Below are 14,878 nucleotides of genomic sequence, written 5' to 3'. Positions count from 1 at the left end.
CACCGAATAGTTCCAAATTGAAATCAAACTTGTTAAAATAGAGAACATAAAATAAGGCTTTGCTAAAATAATGTTTCAGAATAAGAATGAAAGAAACAGAGCCATTTAGAAAGAGGTTTAAATATAGTGGAAAAAGATTTGCACCAACTTTTGGACGAATGCATCTCGCTATCAGGCGAACAGGAATTAGAAGCACTTAAAACTGTGCTGGCCGGAGTCAAAAATAAATTAAGCGGCAAAAACAGCACATATATCGATGGACTCCTGCACATGGACAGAAGGCTTGATGACCAAACTTGTGAAATTGTTATTCCGATTACAAGGGTGCTCGACAATACACTTGGAATCGTTCATGGCGGATTTACCGCCACTGTACTGGATACAGCAATGGGCACATTGGCGAACAGGTTGCTGCCGGAAGGCTACGCAGCAGTGACATCACAGCTTAACATCCATTTCCTTGCTCCTGGAATCGGCGACAAACTCCATTGCAAGGCCACCCTTATCCATAAAGGCAGGAGCACCATCGTCCTCGAAGCCGATGTCTTCCGTTCCGACGGAAAAAGAATCGCCCATTCTTCCGGAAGCTTTTTCGTTATCGAAAAACAGCATCAATAAGGGGATCTTACATGGTTACAGCAATTGCGATTCCAATAATCCTTGCCTATTTTTATTGGCTGACAAAAAAAGAGATGCAGCGAAATGAACAGGAATGGATTGGTCTGGAGGAAATTCCAGAAGAAGCAATCGTCAGTGGAAAAATCATTGAAGTCCATGAACACAAAGAACGTTTTTACTATCATCGCTTCAACCATGTGACTGTTTTGAAAATCAACACCGGATTAAAAGAATTGACGGTGAAAAAGGTAACGCCTCTAAGAAAAGGAGCAGTCCCTCCCACCTTCAGTGAAGGGGAACTGGTGCATCTGTATGGAAACTGGAAGCATGGCTACTTTTCCATCAATAGAGTGGTCAGGAAAGACTAAAGAGCATATCAGTGTGGCTTTTAAACTGTAGACAACCGAGTTTTCTGCAGTTTTTTTTATTTTGTTTAGAGTTGTAAATTTCAGCTGCTGATTTCCGTTCCAGTAGTTTCGCTTTCCGCCATGCTGGCGGAAGTAGCTTCGGGTCTGTCTACTATTGTGTCTGTTTGCACAATAGTGGACACAAGTAGTCTCTAGTTTAGACAGCTTTTCTTCGGTTAGCACGAAAGCTGTCTGAAGGGTTGCCTCGGGTTCGGACAGCTTTTCTACCGTAACCACAAAAGTTGTCCGAAGATGACTCTAGTTCGGACAGCTTTTCTACCGTAACCACAAAAGTTGTCCGAAGTAACCTCCAGTTCAGACTGCTTTTCACCTGGAAGCACAAAAGGTGTCCGAAGGTGACTCCAGTTCAGACTGCTTTTCAACAATAACCACAAAAGCTGTCCAAAGGTGACTCTGGTTCGGACAGCTTTTCACCTGGAAGCACAAAAGTTGTCCGAAGGTGACTCTAGTTCGGACAGCTTTTCACCTGGAAGCACAAAAGTTGTCCGAAGGTGACTCTAGTTCGGACAGCTTTTCTACCGTAACCACGAAAGTTGTCCGAAGTAACCTCCAGTTCGGACAGCTTTTCGCCTGTAAGCACCAAAGTTGTCCGAGTGTGACTCTGGTTCGGACAGCTTTTCTACCGTAACCACGAAAGTTGTCTGAAGTAACCTCAAGTTCGGACAGCTTCTCACCTGTAAGCACAAAAGTTGTCCGAAGGTGACTCTAGTTCGGACAGATTTTCACCTGGAAGCACAAAAGTTGTCTGAAGGTGACTCTAGTTCGGACAGATTTTCAACGATAACCACAAAAGTTGTCCGAACTCGCCTCCAGTTCAGACTGCTTTTCAACGATAACCACAAAAGCTGTCCAAAGGTGCCTCTGGTTCGGACAGTTTTCTCAGAAAGATCACTCTGAGAATGACAAAAGGGGTTCGAAATGGAACCATTCCGAACCCCTTGTGGAGGGAGCAAGCACTCTAGTATGCTCCATATTATGAATATCGTAGGAATTAATTAAAATTGCTATTACTGTTGATTCCACATTTTCAAAAAGTTCTGGGTATAATGCTTTTGATATACCCCTACCCCAAGATGTGAGAAGTCTTCATTCAATAGTGCCTCACGGTGGGATTCACTATTCAGCCAGCCTTCTACAACCGCTGGAGCATCTGTATAGTTCGCTGCGATGTTTTCCCCGGCCACTTCATATAATATTTCAGCTGCTTTTAGTCTTTCTGAAAGATCACCGTACTTTTCCGACTCATGAGAAAAATAGTCTTCGATTGCCATATCTTTGCTGTGGGCATAAGCGACCTCAGCCGTTTTTTCGTCCCACTCAAGTAATTGGAGCTCATGTCTCGATCTGATGGCATTGGTTATGTCGAGAATCTGTTTCTCCAGTCCTGCTTCAATCCTGACCCAGTCACCATCGGATAACACTGGAGGTTCGATCAGCGTCCCTCTGTAGACCATTTCATATGGCCGTTGTTTAATAATGGTTTCCTTGTCCATATATCGGATGCTGGATACGGAACTTGTGAATTTATCGATATAAAGCTGTACGAAGTAGTCACCCATCTTAATGACTGGCCTTGTGTTCATATCTTGTTCGGAAAGCTCAAACTTGTAAGAGCTGCCATTGTATTCGAATGTTACTTCTGGTTCTATTACATTCATCGAAAAAATCTCTTCGATCGGCTGCCCAATTTTAAATGGCAGTACATCCACCTTTGGACCAATCGCATAGGCTGTCACAACCTTGTCATTCAGGACACCAGCCTGTATATATTGGTCAGGGTCGTTGTTGAAGATCCACCAATGAAAACCATAAGCTGATAGGTCAACCCTGGAAGGATTGCCTAGAATTTTTTTAAGTCCTTCAATGTCTTTTCCTAATAGAGAGGCTACACCCTGCTGGGGCTGTTCAATGCCTTCGCTGATATTTTGTTCTGTGATATCCTTTTTAAGAGATTCATCCACTTTAGGAGTCGATTTTTGTTCGATTACCAGATCATCATTTTCTTCCTTGTTGTATCCCATGTATAAACCTATAAATAGAAATATTGCAGCAAAAATCAATATCCTTACAATTGTTCGCAGATGGATCCCCCCTTATTCTAGCCTGCTGTTTCCCTGAAGCAAGCCTTTATCTCTCTATTACTATATGAGCGGTTTTAGATTTTATTATACCATTTATCTTGACCTTTTTAATAGAACTGTTCCTTCAGCCCTATAAAAAATTATGGACCTATCAACAAATTGGACACTTTCCTCTTTACACTGTCAAATATGCACTATCAGATTGGCTGGAATGAAATTCATTATCCATGCCATAACGTTTTGCTATAGGCAGAGAAAGACAAAAAGGCACCCTGAGAGAGTGCCTTTTCTCATTATTGCATGTGATTTTGTGATTCTGAGATTTCGGTTAAAGCATAATGGGCCTGCTCGTCTGTCATTTCATCGACAGCAAAGTCACCAAGTGCCACAATTCCTACCAATTTGTCTCCTTCGACTACAGGCAGCCTTCTGATCTGGTGTTCCGCCATCAGGCTTGTAGCTTCTTTCGTGGACATATCAGGGGTTGCTGTTACTAGATGGTCACTCATGACACTTTCAACCTTTGAGGAAGGGGGATGTTTTTCAGCAATTCCTCTAATGACAATATCACGATCGGTAATCATTCCTACCAGTTTATCATTGTCAACAATAGGAATGGCTCCAACATTCAGCTCCTTCATCTTTACTGCTACTTCGAACACATTATCCAGCAAGGTACATGTCTCTACATTACTCGTCATAATTTCCCGGATTTTACGCACGTTTTTTTTCCTCCTTATTGATTAAGCTTAACCTGCTCGATATTATGGTTGCCGGGATTTTGCTAATTATGCCAAAAACACGAAATTGTTATTCTTGCCGGATGCTATAAAGAATAAAACAAGAAACACTCAAAAACGCTTTTATATTCATTGCAACTTAATCATATTTTTACTATTATTAAATTTGAGATATACTCTATTATAAAGCTTGAATTATGCAGTGTGTTTTTAGGAGGGAAAAGGATGAAATTCGAAAATACAGGTATCGAAAATCTGAAGGCGGACTTGAACCGTCTTGATGAAGTTATGCTTGATCACGGTCTTGTACGTGAAGGACAATGGGATTATGAGCGAGTAACTTATGACAAAAAGCTCGTCGTCAAGGAAGGTACATATTATCTGCGTGTCCAGGGCCATGTCCACGAGGGTGATGTTGGAGCACACAAAGCAATCATTCAATTAATGACTCCTTTGCTGGGCAAACATTATTATCCGCATGGTGTCGAATACGGTGAAGGCGAACACTTCCCGAAATCATTGGTCAGCCAGTGTGAAAAGCTTCTGAATGAAGTGAAAGCTGAAGTCGAGAAATTCGCTATTTAGTTCTAAAGGGAAAAAGACGCTTTCATTGCGTCTTTTTTGCTTTTACGCCAGTGACAATCACATCAATTTTTTTTGGCAAAATAGAAGTATACAGGATAATTTCCTCTGCTATGCGTCTCTGAAGCTCCAATGCACTATGATAGATTGAGTGCTCCCCTAGCATAGCGATGACAAATACCTTTATATTCACATTTCCCTGATCCAGTTCACACTTTACCCCATTATCACTAAATGCAGTTCTTCGAAAAACGGGGATTCTCGTTTGAAGCTCAGATTGATGAAAAAAAACGTCTTCATTGACGTTTGCATGGATGATTGCACAAATGGCACGGCATAACTCTCTATATTGCGCAGGAAAGATGCTCCCGGAACTCTTCATTGCCTCACCCCTATATGGTTAGGTTATCGAACATGATGTTCAGGCACATGGACAGGGAATGATGACAAACCATCATTTTTCAGCAATAGCTGCCTAAGGGAATTTAATGTTATATAAAATCCCAACGGCAATAGGTGATTTTTGTTGTTTCTTATATTAGATGCGTACTATAATTTAATTGTTAAGGATTTTTAGTGGTTTTTAATGATTTGAACAAAACTGAATATTTGTAGAGGTATATACTCAGCACGAGTATAGAAAGGAGTTCCAATTGTCCGGTATTTTCACGAAAAGAACGATTATTATTGCACTCATCACCATCTTGGTGGCAGCGATTCTTTATATTATCCTTCCGGTATCGATCCCGTTGATCGCAGCATTGATCACTGCCCTATTTCTCGAGCCGGCAGTTGTATACTTCCAGAAAAGGCTGAAGAGCGGAAGGCGCCTGGCTGTTCTCGTCATTTTCCTAATGTTTGTACTGCTTATCGTGGTTGCGGGGTATTTTCTCACGACAACCGCAGTGACAGAGGCAATTGACCTTATTGATAATACTCCTGTCTATATAAATGAAATCACCAATGCCTGGTATAAGGCTGAAAACAGATTTGTAGAAGCTGCAAATGACCTTCCGAGTGAGGTAGTCACTGAAATCAGCAACCGAGCCGAGGATTTCTTAAATAAACTCAAGAATGACATGATCGCTTTCATCAATATAGATAATTTAAAGGCATTGTTGACCTATATTCCGAATTTCCTGATCAGTTTTCTTGTGTATTTGATTGCCTTATTCCTTTTCTTGCTTGAACTTCCATCTCTAAGGAGAAGCGTATATAGTCACTTAACTGAAAGAACAGCGGATAAAGTCCATTTTATGACATCCCGTCTTTCATATGTTGTGTTCGGATTCTTAAAAGCTCAATTTTTAGTCAGTGTAATTATTTTCATTGTTTCCCTGATTGGCTTACTTTTCATCACTCCAAAGTACGCGATTGTAATGTCAGCGATCATCTGGGTTATAGATTTTATCCCGTTGATTGGTTCAATCGTCATACTTGCGCCATGGTCTATTTTCCATCTTGCGACCGGAAATATGGCGTTGGGTACCCAGCTTGCTGTTCTGGCAGTCATCTTATTGATCATCAGGCGTACAGTCGAGCCAAAGGTAATGGGCAGCCAAATCGGACTTTCTCCGCTATCTACACTTATTGCCATGTATCTTGGCCTGAAGCTTTTTGGATTCATGGGCTTTATCATCGGACCGCTTCTGCTGATCGCTTTCAATTCAGCGAAAGAAGCAGGGATCATTAAATTGAAATTTAAAATATAAACAATAAAACCCGGGAAGTCGATTTCCCGGGTTTTATTGTATTTAAAAGAAATCATAAAAGAATGGCTTGAATAACGGAATGATTTTCTCAAGATGTTTAACTTCTTCCAAGTCCCCTTTTATAAGTTCCAGGTCATATAGTTCTTTAGGGCGCTTGTAGCCAAACAATACCGCTGTTAAAGAATTGATGTTCAAATGAAGACCCTTTTTGGGGGCAGTAACACATGAACCGCCTTCTTTCACCGGGTAAAATTTGATCCCTTCCCGGCTTATCAAATAGGTACCAGTATTCCATGGAGCGGCACTATCTTCAAGATGAATGAAAACTTTTCTGTCCGTGTCGCTCGACAAGAACGGATAGCTGGACAGAGCTTTTTCAGCATTGACGACCCTACCCATAAAATAGGGAGAAATTTCTGTTTTAAGCTTAGGCTCTTTTAAAAAATACGGGAACAGGTCATGGACGGATAACAACACTTCCACTTGGTCCACCATCGAATCATGCTGGCATATGAAGTTCCAAAGACCTTTTCTTGCTTCATTAGTTAAGGAAACGTATTCCTCTACTTTCATGACATTATCCTTAACCTCGTATAAGAGGTATCCTGCTGCCACATTTTCTGAATCGTAATAGACAGCGGCGAATTGGGAACCGTATACACTTGAGTTCCACCAATCAGAATCCCTTGCTAACATTCCGCTGTGCATGCCTGCATATTGCCTGTACACCGTTTCGATATCATTATTGTGAGCCTTCTCTGTATGCCGCTTGATTTTTCCAGGCTGAATATCTACTGGTTTTAAATTGATTTTTTCCACTGTCACTTTCCTGTTATCAGAAATGATTTCCCAGCCAAACCGTCTGTAAAAATCTATTTGGAACGGATGAAGGAAAGAAACTATACTTCCATCTTGATTCATATCTTCCAGCGCTTTTTTCATCAAGGCATTCACATGCCCTTTGCGCCGGTACTCAGGATATGTTGCCACACCAGCGATTCCGCCCATTTTCCACTCTGTTTCTCCCAGCAATACTTTCAGGGAAAGAATATGCAGCTTGGATGCCAGCTCATTTCCTTCCAAAATCCCTAATAAACGATGTTTTTTCAACCTCTCCAGCCTTTTAGGAATATCACTTTCCGGTACTTTATATTGAAAGGCGTACTCTGACAATTTCAGTGATTGCAGGTAATGTTCTGATGTTAAAACTTTTATTTCCATTTAACTAGACCCCCTTTGTACCACTGTATTAGTTCGTCTTCAGGAGGGGAAATACCTGCAAAAGAAAAAAACATTGCTATACACAATGCAATGTTTCATCTTACGGAAGGGTCCTGAGGAACCAGTTAGTCCAAAGCAACCATTTCTAATTGGTATCATTGGATTGGATTATTTTCCGAAAGCATATTCATCACCTCAAGCGTTATATGTATCTATTTTAAAAGAGAGACACTAAGTTGAGGAATCCTGTTGATTGGAGTGGAAGGCGCGTATACTCCTGCTGGATCAGACGGACAGGTGAATCCCCCTCAGACGCCAACGCGGCGAGGAGTCTCAGCGCCGGCCCCAAGGAAGAATTGCTTATGAAAAAGACGGCAGTTGGTCTTTTTCATATTCTTCCAGCGGAAAGCGAAGCGCCTGGAACGGAAATCAACAGCCCCATTCTAGCACAAATAATTAAACTGTAGACAAGCTCCATTTTCACCGAGTTTGTCTACAGTCTGAAACATTGCTATACGCAATGTTTTATTGCCTTATGTTCCAAGAATCGCTTTGATGACTGAAGTAGTTTCCCCGCCCTTATAAAATACATAAAGAAGAAGGTAAACAGCGACACCTGTGATTCCGGTAAAAAACCAGGTAACACTTGTTACTGGTCCAAGTTTCCGATGACGCTCAAGCTTGTTCTTGTATCCAGTGTAAAGTGAGATGATTCCAAGCACTGCACCTATTGTTGCAAGTGTGATATGGAAAATCAAAAACAATGTGTAATAGATTTTGATATCATCCGGTCCGCCAAAAGATGTGTTGCCAATAAAGATAGTCCTTGTAGCGTAAATCACAAAAAAGATGATCGCAAATATGCCGGCTAGAGTCATCGTCTTCCGATGTTGATCAATCTTCCTTTGTTTTATTTGGGCCCAGCCAATTGCCACTGTAATGGCACTGAGTACAATAAAGGTCGTGCTGATCGTAGGCAGAATCGGTAAATTCGACATTTCATTTCCCTCTCAATCATTATTTCTCCATAAGGTTAATTGTAGGTGACATGTCCTTATTTTTCAATCTTTGAGTAGCAGATTCATATTAAAAAACACAAAAAAATAAAAAGCTCCCTTTAAAAAGGAAGCTTTTACATTTCATTTCATTTTAATGGCTGTGGAGCACTGGCAAGATTGATGGCATCCTGTTCAGCCTGGCGTTCTTCTTCATTCCGGAACCACTGGAAGAATGCATATCCCAGGAAAATTCCATACACGATTTCCTGAATGACCTTCATAATTACTCCGCCAAGCTGCTGGTCATGCAAAAGCGAAATAGAACTGAAGGTTTCAGGACCGCTAAGATTCAAGCTGGAAAGGGTCGAAGGCGGAACACATAATTTCAACGCTTCTCCCCATGCATTTGGGTCTGCAAAGGTTGCATACATTGGTGTATCCGCAAATATGATCAGCGCGCAGGCAGGGGTAATCAATACTCCGTCAGCAAAGATATATCCCATCTTTTTTACGCCTGATAATGTTTGATATTCTTCCAATTTATTGACTAACGGCCACCACATGAACATGGCCAGTACAAAAAGCACTGATGTATAGCCTGCATGCAGCCACATATCCGTTTTGACAAAATCAAAAATCAGCGGAATATGGTAAATGGAGAATATTCCATTGAACATGATCAAGGCAATTAGCGGCTTGGTGAAAAAGCGAAACAACGGATCGACTGCCGGCAGGGAAAGGAAGGATCGCCATAGCCAATTAGGCAGTCCGAAAATCAATAGAGGCGGAACGACAAGATAAAGAACAGCCATTTGGATCATGTGCATATAAAAAGTAATATGGGCCATCAAATCGACAGGTGAACCTTTAACGATATACAGTACGATTATGGCTGATGTTAAATAAACAGCCTGTTGTCGTGTAGCCCGAGTCCCTTCTTTAAAACGACCATAGTATTTGTACACAATTAGATAATAAGCAACTAATAGAGCTGCCATCACTAGAAAAAATACCGGGCTCCAGAGGGCTCTGAACCCAAATATATCTAGAGTAAGCATCTTTTTTCACCCCGTCCAGTTATAGAACTTTACTCTCATTATACTTCCATTGGTATGCAACATCAACGAAACGACACTTCCATTAAATGCTAATCCAGCGAATATCATAGAAAAAATCGGCTGTGACAGCCGATTTTCCCTTTAAGTCATATTTATGCTTACCACCAGATGATTGTACTGAACGCAAGGATGGTAACTGCGCCTACAAGCACTCCTGAGTATAGGAATAATGAAGGTGCTTCATGTCCTTTGTGACTCATGTGCATGAAATAATAGAGCTGGAAAATCACTTGCACTACCGCAAGCAAAAGGATGAACGGAACTGTGAACCAGCCAGAAAATCCTTCATATCCAACTGCAACAAATGCAACAATCGTCAAGAAAATCATCAATGCAAAGGAAACGATTTGGTATCTCATCTCTTCGGCGCTCTTCTTGCGACGATATTCGACGTCTACTCTTGGGTTCCCTGAACTTGGTTGTTGATTAGCCATCAGTTTATCCCACCATTCCCATTAGATATACAACCGTGAAGATGAATACCCATACAACGTCAATGAAGTGCCAGTAAAGGCTGGCTACGTAGAACTTAGGAGCGTTGTACAGATTCAACCCACGTTTGGAGTTACGGATCATCAGTGTAGTGATCCAAAGTAAACCAAATGCCACGTGTCCACCGTGGAAGCCAACAAGCGTGTAGAAGGCTGAGCCAAACGCACTGCTTGTAAACGTATGGTGGAACTCATGTACATAGTGATTAAACTCATAAATTTCAAGCGCAAGGAAGGCTGCACCTAAAGCTACAGTCAATCCAAGCCATAGCTGCATCTTCTTAAAGTTGAAATTCTTCATGTGATACATTGCGTATACACTTGTCAAAGAACTTGTTAAAAGCAGCATTGTCGCTGCAAAAGCAAGCGGTATTTCAAAAATATCTTTTGCCAGTGCATGGTCAGCGCTGGGAACCTTATCTTTCAATGCAAGGTAAGTCGCAAATAAAGTTGCGAACAAAACTGTTTCTCCGCCAAGGAAGAACCAGAAGCCCAAAAATTTGTTCTTTGCTTCGAGGGTTGCTTTTTCAGGCTCGGCAGGCCATGTTTCATATGTGAATTTTTCTTCAGCTTGCATTATGCCTTTACCCCCTTATCATTCTCATCATCCATTAGGTCTTCTTTATGAATATGGAAGCCATGATCATCTTTAATAGAGCGGACGAACATTGCTCCTAATGTTACTGCCATTCCCAATATCAGTACCAGCAAGCCCCAGCTCGTCTCAGCACGGTACATTGCACCAAATGCTGCGATGAAGAGACCAAGCGCGATAACGAAAGGAATGAATGAGTTGTTCGGCATGTGGATATCGCCCAGTGGTTCTGCAGGCGTCATACCCTTCTTGCCTTCCATTTTTTCAAGCCAGTAAGCATCCAAACCACGAACAAGCGGAAGCTGTTTGAAGTTGTAGAATGGCGGCGGTGAAGCGATAGCCCACTCTAGTGTACGGCCATCTCCCCAAGGGTCATTTCCAACCTTTTCGTTTTTAACAGTTGTGATTACTACATTGATCAATAGAACGATAACAGCAACTGCCATGAACGCAGCTCCAATTGAACTGATCAAGTTTCCTGTTTCAAGTCCCTGTCCAGGAAGGAATGTGAAGATACGACGCGGCATACCCATCAATCCCAGGAAGTGCTGGATGAAGAATGTTAAATGGAAACCAATCAGGAATAACCAGAAAGTGATCTTTCCAAGAGTTTCGTTTAGCATTGTACCGAACATTTTCGGCCAGTACAGGTGTGCACCTGCAAATAACGCGAATACTACCCCACCTACGATTACGTAGTGGAAGTGAGCTACTACAAAATAGCTGTCGTGGTACTGATAGTCAGCTGCAGCTGATGCAAGCATGACACCAGTTACACCACCGGCTACGAATGAAGGGATGAATGCTACAGCCCAAAGCATTGGCGTAGTGAACTTGATGCTTCCGCCCCACATCGTGAACAGCCAGTTAAAAATCTTGATTCCAGTAGGCACGGCAATGGCCATAGTCGCTACTGCGAAGATTGCGTTGGCAATTGGTCCAAGACCTGTTGTGAACATATGGTGAGCCCAAACCATGAATCCTAGGAAACCGATCAAAACAGTCGCGAATACCATGGATGAGTAACCGAAAAGACGTTTTCTAGAGAAGATTGCGAATATCTCTGAGAAAATACCGAAAGCCGGCAAAATCAAGATATAAACTTCAGGGTGACCAAAGATCCAGAAAAGGTGTTCCCAGATGATAGTGTTACCACCATTGGCTACATCAAAGAAGTTAGAACCAAACATGCGGTCAAAAATCAGTAAGAACAAGCCTACAGTCAATGGAGGGAATGCGAACAAAATCAGTGCAGATGTCACGAATGTAGCCCAAGTGAACATCGGCATCCTCATATATGTCATTCCCGGTGCACGCATATTTACGATCGTTACGAGGAAGTTGATCCCCCCGATTAGTGTACCCGCACCTGAAATCTGCAAACCAAGTGCGTAGAAATCAATACCATGTGTTTCAGACGCCATTGATAAAGAAGCGTAAGAAGTCCAACCAGCATCAGGAGCTCCACCCAGGAACCATGAAAGGTTCAGGAATACTCCACCAAAGAAGAATAGCCAGAATCCTAAAGAGTTCAAGAATGGGAACGCAACGTCACGCGCACCAATCTGGAGTGGCATTACAGCATTCATGAATGCAAATACAAGCGGCATCGCTGCAAGGAAGATCATCGTCGTTCCGTGCATCGTCAGGATTTCGTTATAGAACCCTGCGCTAACAAAATCATTATTTGGCACAGCGAGCTGGATACGGATAAATAGCGCTTCAAGCCCTCCAAGAAGGAAGAAGAATCCGCCAGCGATTAGATAAAGGATGGCAATTTTCTTATGGTCAACTGTTGTCAGGTAGTCCCACAATGTTGCGCCGAATCCTTTTTTCTGAGCATAGGTACTCACAGTTTTACCTCCCTTTCAAACATATCCCCTTTTATTTCTGGACTTTCAAGCCCATCAGATACTCTGCCAATGCGTCTAGCTCTTCTGGAGAGAGTTCAGGATACTTTCCAGTCATCTTATTACCTGGCTTATAAGCCTCTGGGTCCTCAAGCCACTTCTTCACATTTTCAGAAGAATGATCAAGAACACCAGCAACACGGGAACGTTCACCGAAGTTAGTCAGGTTAGGACCAACGCGTGCTGCTTCTGGAGCCGTATTTGCAGGAGTTACCGCATGGCATCCAATACAGCTGTTATTGAAGATTTCCTGTCCTTGCTGTGCAGTTGCTGTTTCAGCTTTAACAGGTTCTTTAACTGTTTTCATACTTGATACCCATTGATCGAATTCAGCGCGAGGCATTGCCTTTACTTTGAAGTCCATCAATGCGTGTGAAGGGCCGCATAGCTCAGCACATTTTCCATAGAAAAGGCCGCCAGCTTCATCAGCACCTTTACTGTCGAACTCAAGCCAGAACTTATTGACGTTGTCGGTATTCGTATCCATCTTTCCTCCCGCAGAAGGAATCCAGAATGAGTGCTTAACATCAGAAGCTTTCAGATTAAAGTAAACCTTTTCATCTGTCGGCACTACCAATTCCTGGCTAGTGATGATTTCTTCATTTGGATATTCGAATTCCCACCAATAAAGGTTTGCACGGACATTAACTACTAGAGCATCCGTTTTTCCATCGGCATTTTTCTTTTCCATTGGTGACACATCAGCTAACTTGAACGTTGCAGCCACTGTTGGAACAGCTAGAATTAGAAGCAATAAGATCGGAATAACAGTCCAAAGGATTTCCAGTTTGTGGCTTCCTTCAACCTGCTTTGGAATTTCGTTGTCGTTTTTCCTGCGGAACTTCATGACAACATAAATAAAAATGATTGTGACGATTGCAATTACTCCAACCATAATCGCCGTGCTCAACAACATGAGTTCATACTGGGATTGAGCGACTTCACCTGCTGGTCTTAACGCAGACAAGTATGGCTCTCCACAGCCTGACAAGACTAATGCCATCAATGCGAACAATGATAGCAGACGCCATTTAGCAAGCATCTTCATAGCTTAATTAAACCCCTCTTTCGTAAAAAATCTTATTAATTTGGTTTTAAAATATATGGAAAAATCCTCTCTCATCAAAGAGTGAATCTCCTAACGAAGGTTAGATAAGTGTGACAATTACCATAGCGACAAACATGACCGTTAAGTATTGTAAGGAATATACAAACATCAGTTTTGCCCACTTTATATCATCTTTAAGCTTTTCTAGATAGATTCCCAATACAATCCACCCAATATTCAGGATGGTTGCCAGAACCATGAAAGAGATTCCAAGCTCCTGAAGAAAGAATGGCAGCGGCAATAAAGCCGTGATCCAAAGGTAAATTGATTTCTTTGTCGCCTTGAATCCTTTTACGACAGGAAGCATCGGGACTCCAGCTGCGCGGTATTCTTCTGCCCTTCTCATGGCAAGAGCATAGAAATGCGGCGGCTGCCATACAAAAACGATGGCAAAAAGCATCCAGGCCATGATATCAAGATTTGCGTCAACTGCAGCCCAGCCAATTAATGGCGGTACTGCTCCTGAAATACTTCCGACAATCGTGTTGGAAACATATTTTCTTTTTGACCACAAAGTATATAGAACAACATAACTAAAAACTCCAAACAGCCCGATTACAGCAGCTGTAATGGTAGTAGTAAGCAAAAATCCGGTGCCGATCCCAATCAACAGGAAGCTCATCAATGCCACTTTGCCCGGTTGGACTCTTCCTGTGACAGTTGGACGGTCTTTTGTTCGTTCCATCAAGTGGTCGATATCCCGGTCAATGTAATTATTCAGGCTGCATGAGCCGGCAACGATCAGCGATGAACCGATCAATGTCGCAAGAATCAAATCAATACTGTCCAGGAATCGCGCACCGCTAAAATGAAGCGCAAGCCATAAACCAGTAAAAGTCGTCATTGCATTGGAATTAACAATTCCTACTTTAATCAGTGCCAGAAAGTCTTTCATCATAGTCTTCTCCGCAACTGCAGGCTGTCCGTTCTCCAATACAGCTTCTGATAAAGCTTTTGAATTAGACATCCATATCCTCCTCCATCCCCTTTTCTTCCAAATTCTAGATACGAATTTTTACAAAAAAAAGAAGAGTATTTTCAACTTTATATTCCAGATAGTTTTCACTATTCTCAACGTGTTAAGGCTGTTAAATGTTTGTGTAGAAAAATAAAGCCTTCGTTGTATATTAAATCACACTTCACAACTTTTTTGTGAATTTTTTTTGAACAAAATTTGACTAATTTGTGTCTTACCGCCATTATCCATAAAGTTCATTTTTATTGCAAGGAATTTTGACTAGAATCGAATGTTTATTAAAAGGGTCGTCGGAGAGCT

Annotated in this window: 15 protein-coding genes; 4 read left to right on the top strand and 11 right to left on the bottom strand. The window is 41.8% G+C overall.

Annotated elements, in window-relative coordinates:
• Nucleotides 1–126: 126 nt before the first annotated feature.
• On the top strand, nucleotides 127–618 hold the full coding sequence (locus M3593_RS08075; protein ID WP_251542137.1) for a PaaI family thioesterase: 492 nt from the start codon (nucleotides 127–129) through the stop codon (nucleotides 616–618).
• Between the two features lie 11 nt (nucleotides 619–629).
• Nucleotides 630–986: a hypothetical protein gene (locus tag M3593_RS08070; RefSeq protein ID WP_251542139.1), complete on the top strand. Its 357-nt coding sequence runs from the start codon at nucleotides 630–632 to the stop codon at nucleotides 984–986.
• A 1,067-nt stretch (nucleotides 987–2,053) separates the two neighbouring features.
• Here M3593_RS08070 and M3593_RS08065 read toward each other — a convergent pair.
• Together M3593_RS08065 and M3593_RS08060 are read right to left on the bottom strand one after the other, a co-directional pair.
• Entirely contained in the window at nucleotides 2,054–3,067 is a 1,014-nt protein-coding gene (locus M3593_RS08065) for a CAP domain-containing protein (protein WP_251542141.1), read from the bottom strand.
• Nucleotides 3,068–3,420: 353 nt separating this feature from the next.
• The gene (locus M3593_RS08060) at nucleotides 3,421–3,849 is read right to left on the bottom strand and encodes a CBS domain-containing protein (protein WP_251542143.1); all 429 of its coding nucleotides are present in this window, start codon (nucleotides 3,847–3,849) and stop codon (nucleotides 3,421–3,423) included.
• A 243-nt stretch (nucleotides 3,850–4,092) separates the two neighbouring features.
• Here M3593_RS08060 and M3593_RS08055 point away from each other — a divergent pair, with 243 nt between their 5' ends.
• The gene (locus tag M3593_RS08055) at nucleotides 4,093–4,452 is read left to right on the top strand and encodes a YugN family protein (RefSeq protein ID WP_144474762.1); all 360 of its coding nucleotides are present in this window, start codon (nucleotides 4,093–4,095) and stop codon (nucleotides 4,450–4,452) included.
• A 22-nt stretch (nucleotides 4,453–4,474) separates the two neighbouring features.
• On the opposite strand, the gene M3593_RS08050 is transcribed toward M3593_RS08055, so the two are convergent.
• On the bottom strand, nucleotides 4,475–4,831 hold the full coding sequence (locus M3593_RS08050; protein WP_144474761.1) for an Asp23/Gls24 family envelope stress response protein: 357 nt from the start codon (nucleotides 4,829–4,831) through the stop codon (nucleotides 4,475–4,477).
• Nucleotides 4,832–5,102: 271 nt separating this feature from the next.
• Between M3593_RS08050 and ytvI the strand changes: the two genes are divergently transcribed.
• Nucleotides 5,103–6,161, top strand: a complete 1,059-nt coding sequence (gene ytvI, locus M3593_RS08045) for a sporulation integral membrane protein YtvI (protein ID WP_144474760.1) — start codon at nucleotides 5,103–5,105, stop codon at nucleotides 6,159–6,161.
• Between the two features lie 42 nt (nucleotides 6,162–6,203).
• On the opposite strand, the gene M3593_RS08040 is transcribed toward ytvI, so the two are convergent.
• The 8 genes from M3593_RS08040 to cyoE form a co-directional block, all read right to left on the bottom strand.
• Nucleotides 6,204–7,382: a GNAT family N-acetyltransferase gene (locus M3593_RS08040; RefSeq protein ID WP_144474759.1), complete on the bottom strand. Its 1,179-nt coding sequence runs from the start codon at nucleotides 7,380–7,382 to the stop codon at nucleotides 6,204–6,206.
• A gap of 533 nt (nucleotides 7,383–7,915) precedes the next feature.
• Nucleotides 7,916–8,380 (bottom strand): DUF420 domain-containing protein, encoded by a 465-nt coding sequence (locus tag M3593_RS08035; RefSeq protein WP_251542145.1) that lies wholly within the window; start codon nucleotides 8,378–8,380, stop codon nucleotides 7,916–7,918.
• 146 nt (nucleotides 8,381–8,526) lie between these two features.
• Entirely contained in the window at nucleotides 8,527–9,438 is a 912-nt protein-coding gene (ctaG, locus tag M3593_RS08030; protein WP_251542147.1) for a cytochrome c oxidase assembly factor CtaG, read from the bottom strand.
• Nucleotides 9,439–9,596: 158 nt separating this feature from the next.
• Nucleotides 9,597–9,932, bottom strand: coding sequence for a cytochrome c oxidase subunit IVB (ctaF, locus tag M3593_RS08025; RefSeq protein WP_144474756.1), 336 nt, complete (start codon nucleotides 9,930–9,932; stop codon nucleotides 9,597–9,599).
• Between the two features lie 4 nt (nucleotides 9,933–9,936).
• A complete protein-coding gene (locus M3593_RS08020) occupies nucleotides 9,937–10,566 on the bottom strand; it encodes a cytochrome (ubi)quinol oxidase subunit III (protein ID WP_144474755.1) in 630 nt (209 codons plus the stop codon).
• Nucleotides 10,566–12,437: a cytochrome c oxidase subunit I gene (ctaD, locus tag M3593_RS08015; protein WP_144474754.1), complete on the bottom strand. Its 1,872-nt coding sequence runs from the start codon at nucleotides 12,435–12,437 to the stop codon at nucleotides 10,566–10,568. Before ctaD ends, M3593_RS08020 begins: the two co-directional genes overlap by 1 nt.
• 31 nt (nucleotides 12,438–12,468) lie before the next feature.
• Nucleotides 12,469–13,542, bottom strand: a complete 1,074-nt coding sequence (coxB, locus tag M3593_RS08010) for a cytochrome c oxidase subunit II (RefSeq protein WP_144474753.1) — start codon at nucleotides 13,540–13,542, stop codon at nucleotides 12,469–12,471.
• A 100-nt stretch (nucleotides 13,543–13,642) separates the two neighbouring features.
• Nucleotides 13,643–14,569: a heme o synthase gene (gene cyoE, locus M3593_RS08005; RefSeq protein WP_144474752.1), complete on the bottom strand. Its 927-nt coding sequence runs from the start codon at nucleotides 14,567–14,569 to the stop codon at nucleotides 13,643–13,645.
• Between the last annotated feature and the right edge of the window lie 309 nt (nucleotides 14,570–14,878).

The sequence above is a fragment of the Mesobacillus sp. MER 48 genome, assembly GCF_023714225.1.
Taxonomy (GTDB): domain Bacteria; phylum Bacillota; class Bacilli; order Bacillales; family Cytobacillaceae; genus Mesobacillus; species Mesobacillus oceanisediminis_A.
Note: the sequence above shows the minus strand (reverse complement) of the source record. Positions and strands in the feature narration are given on the sequence as shown.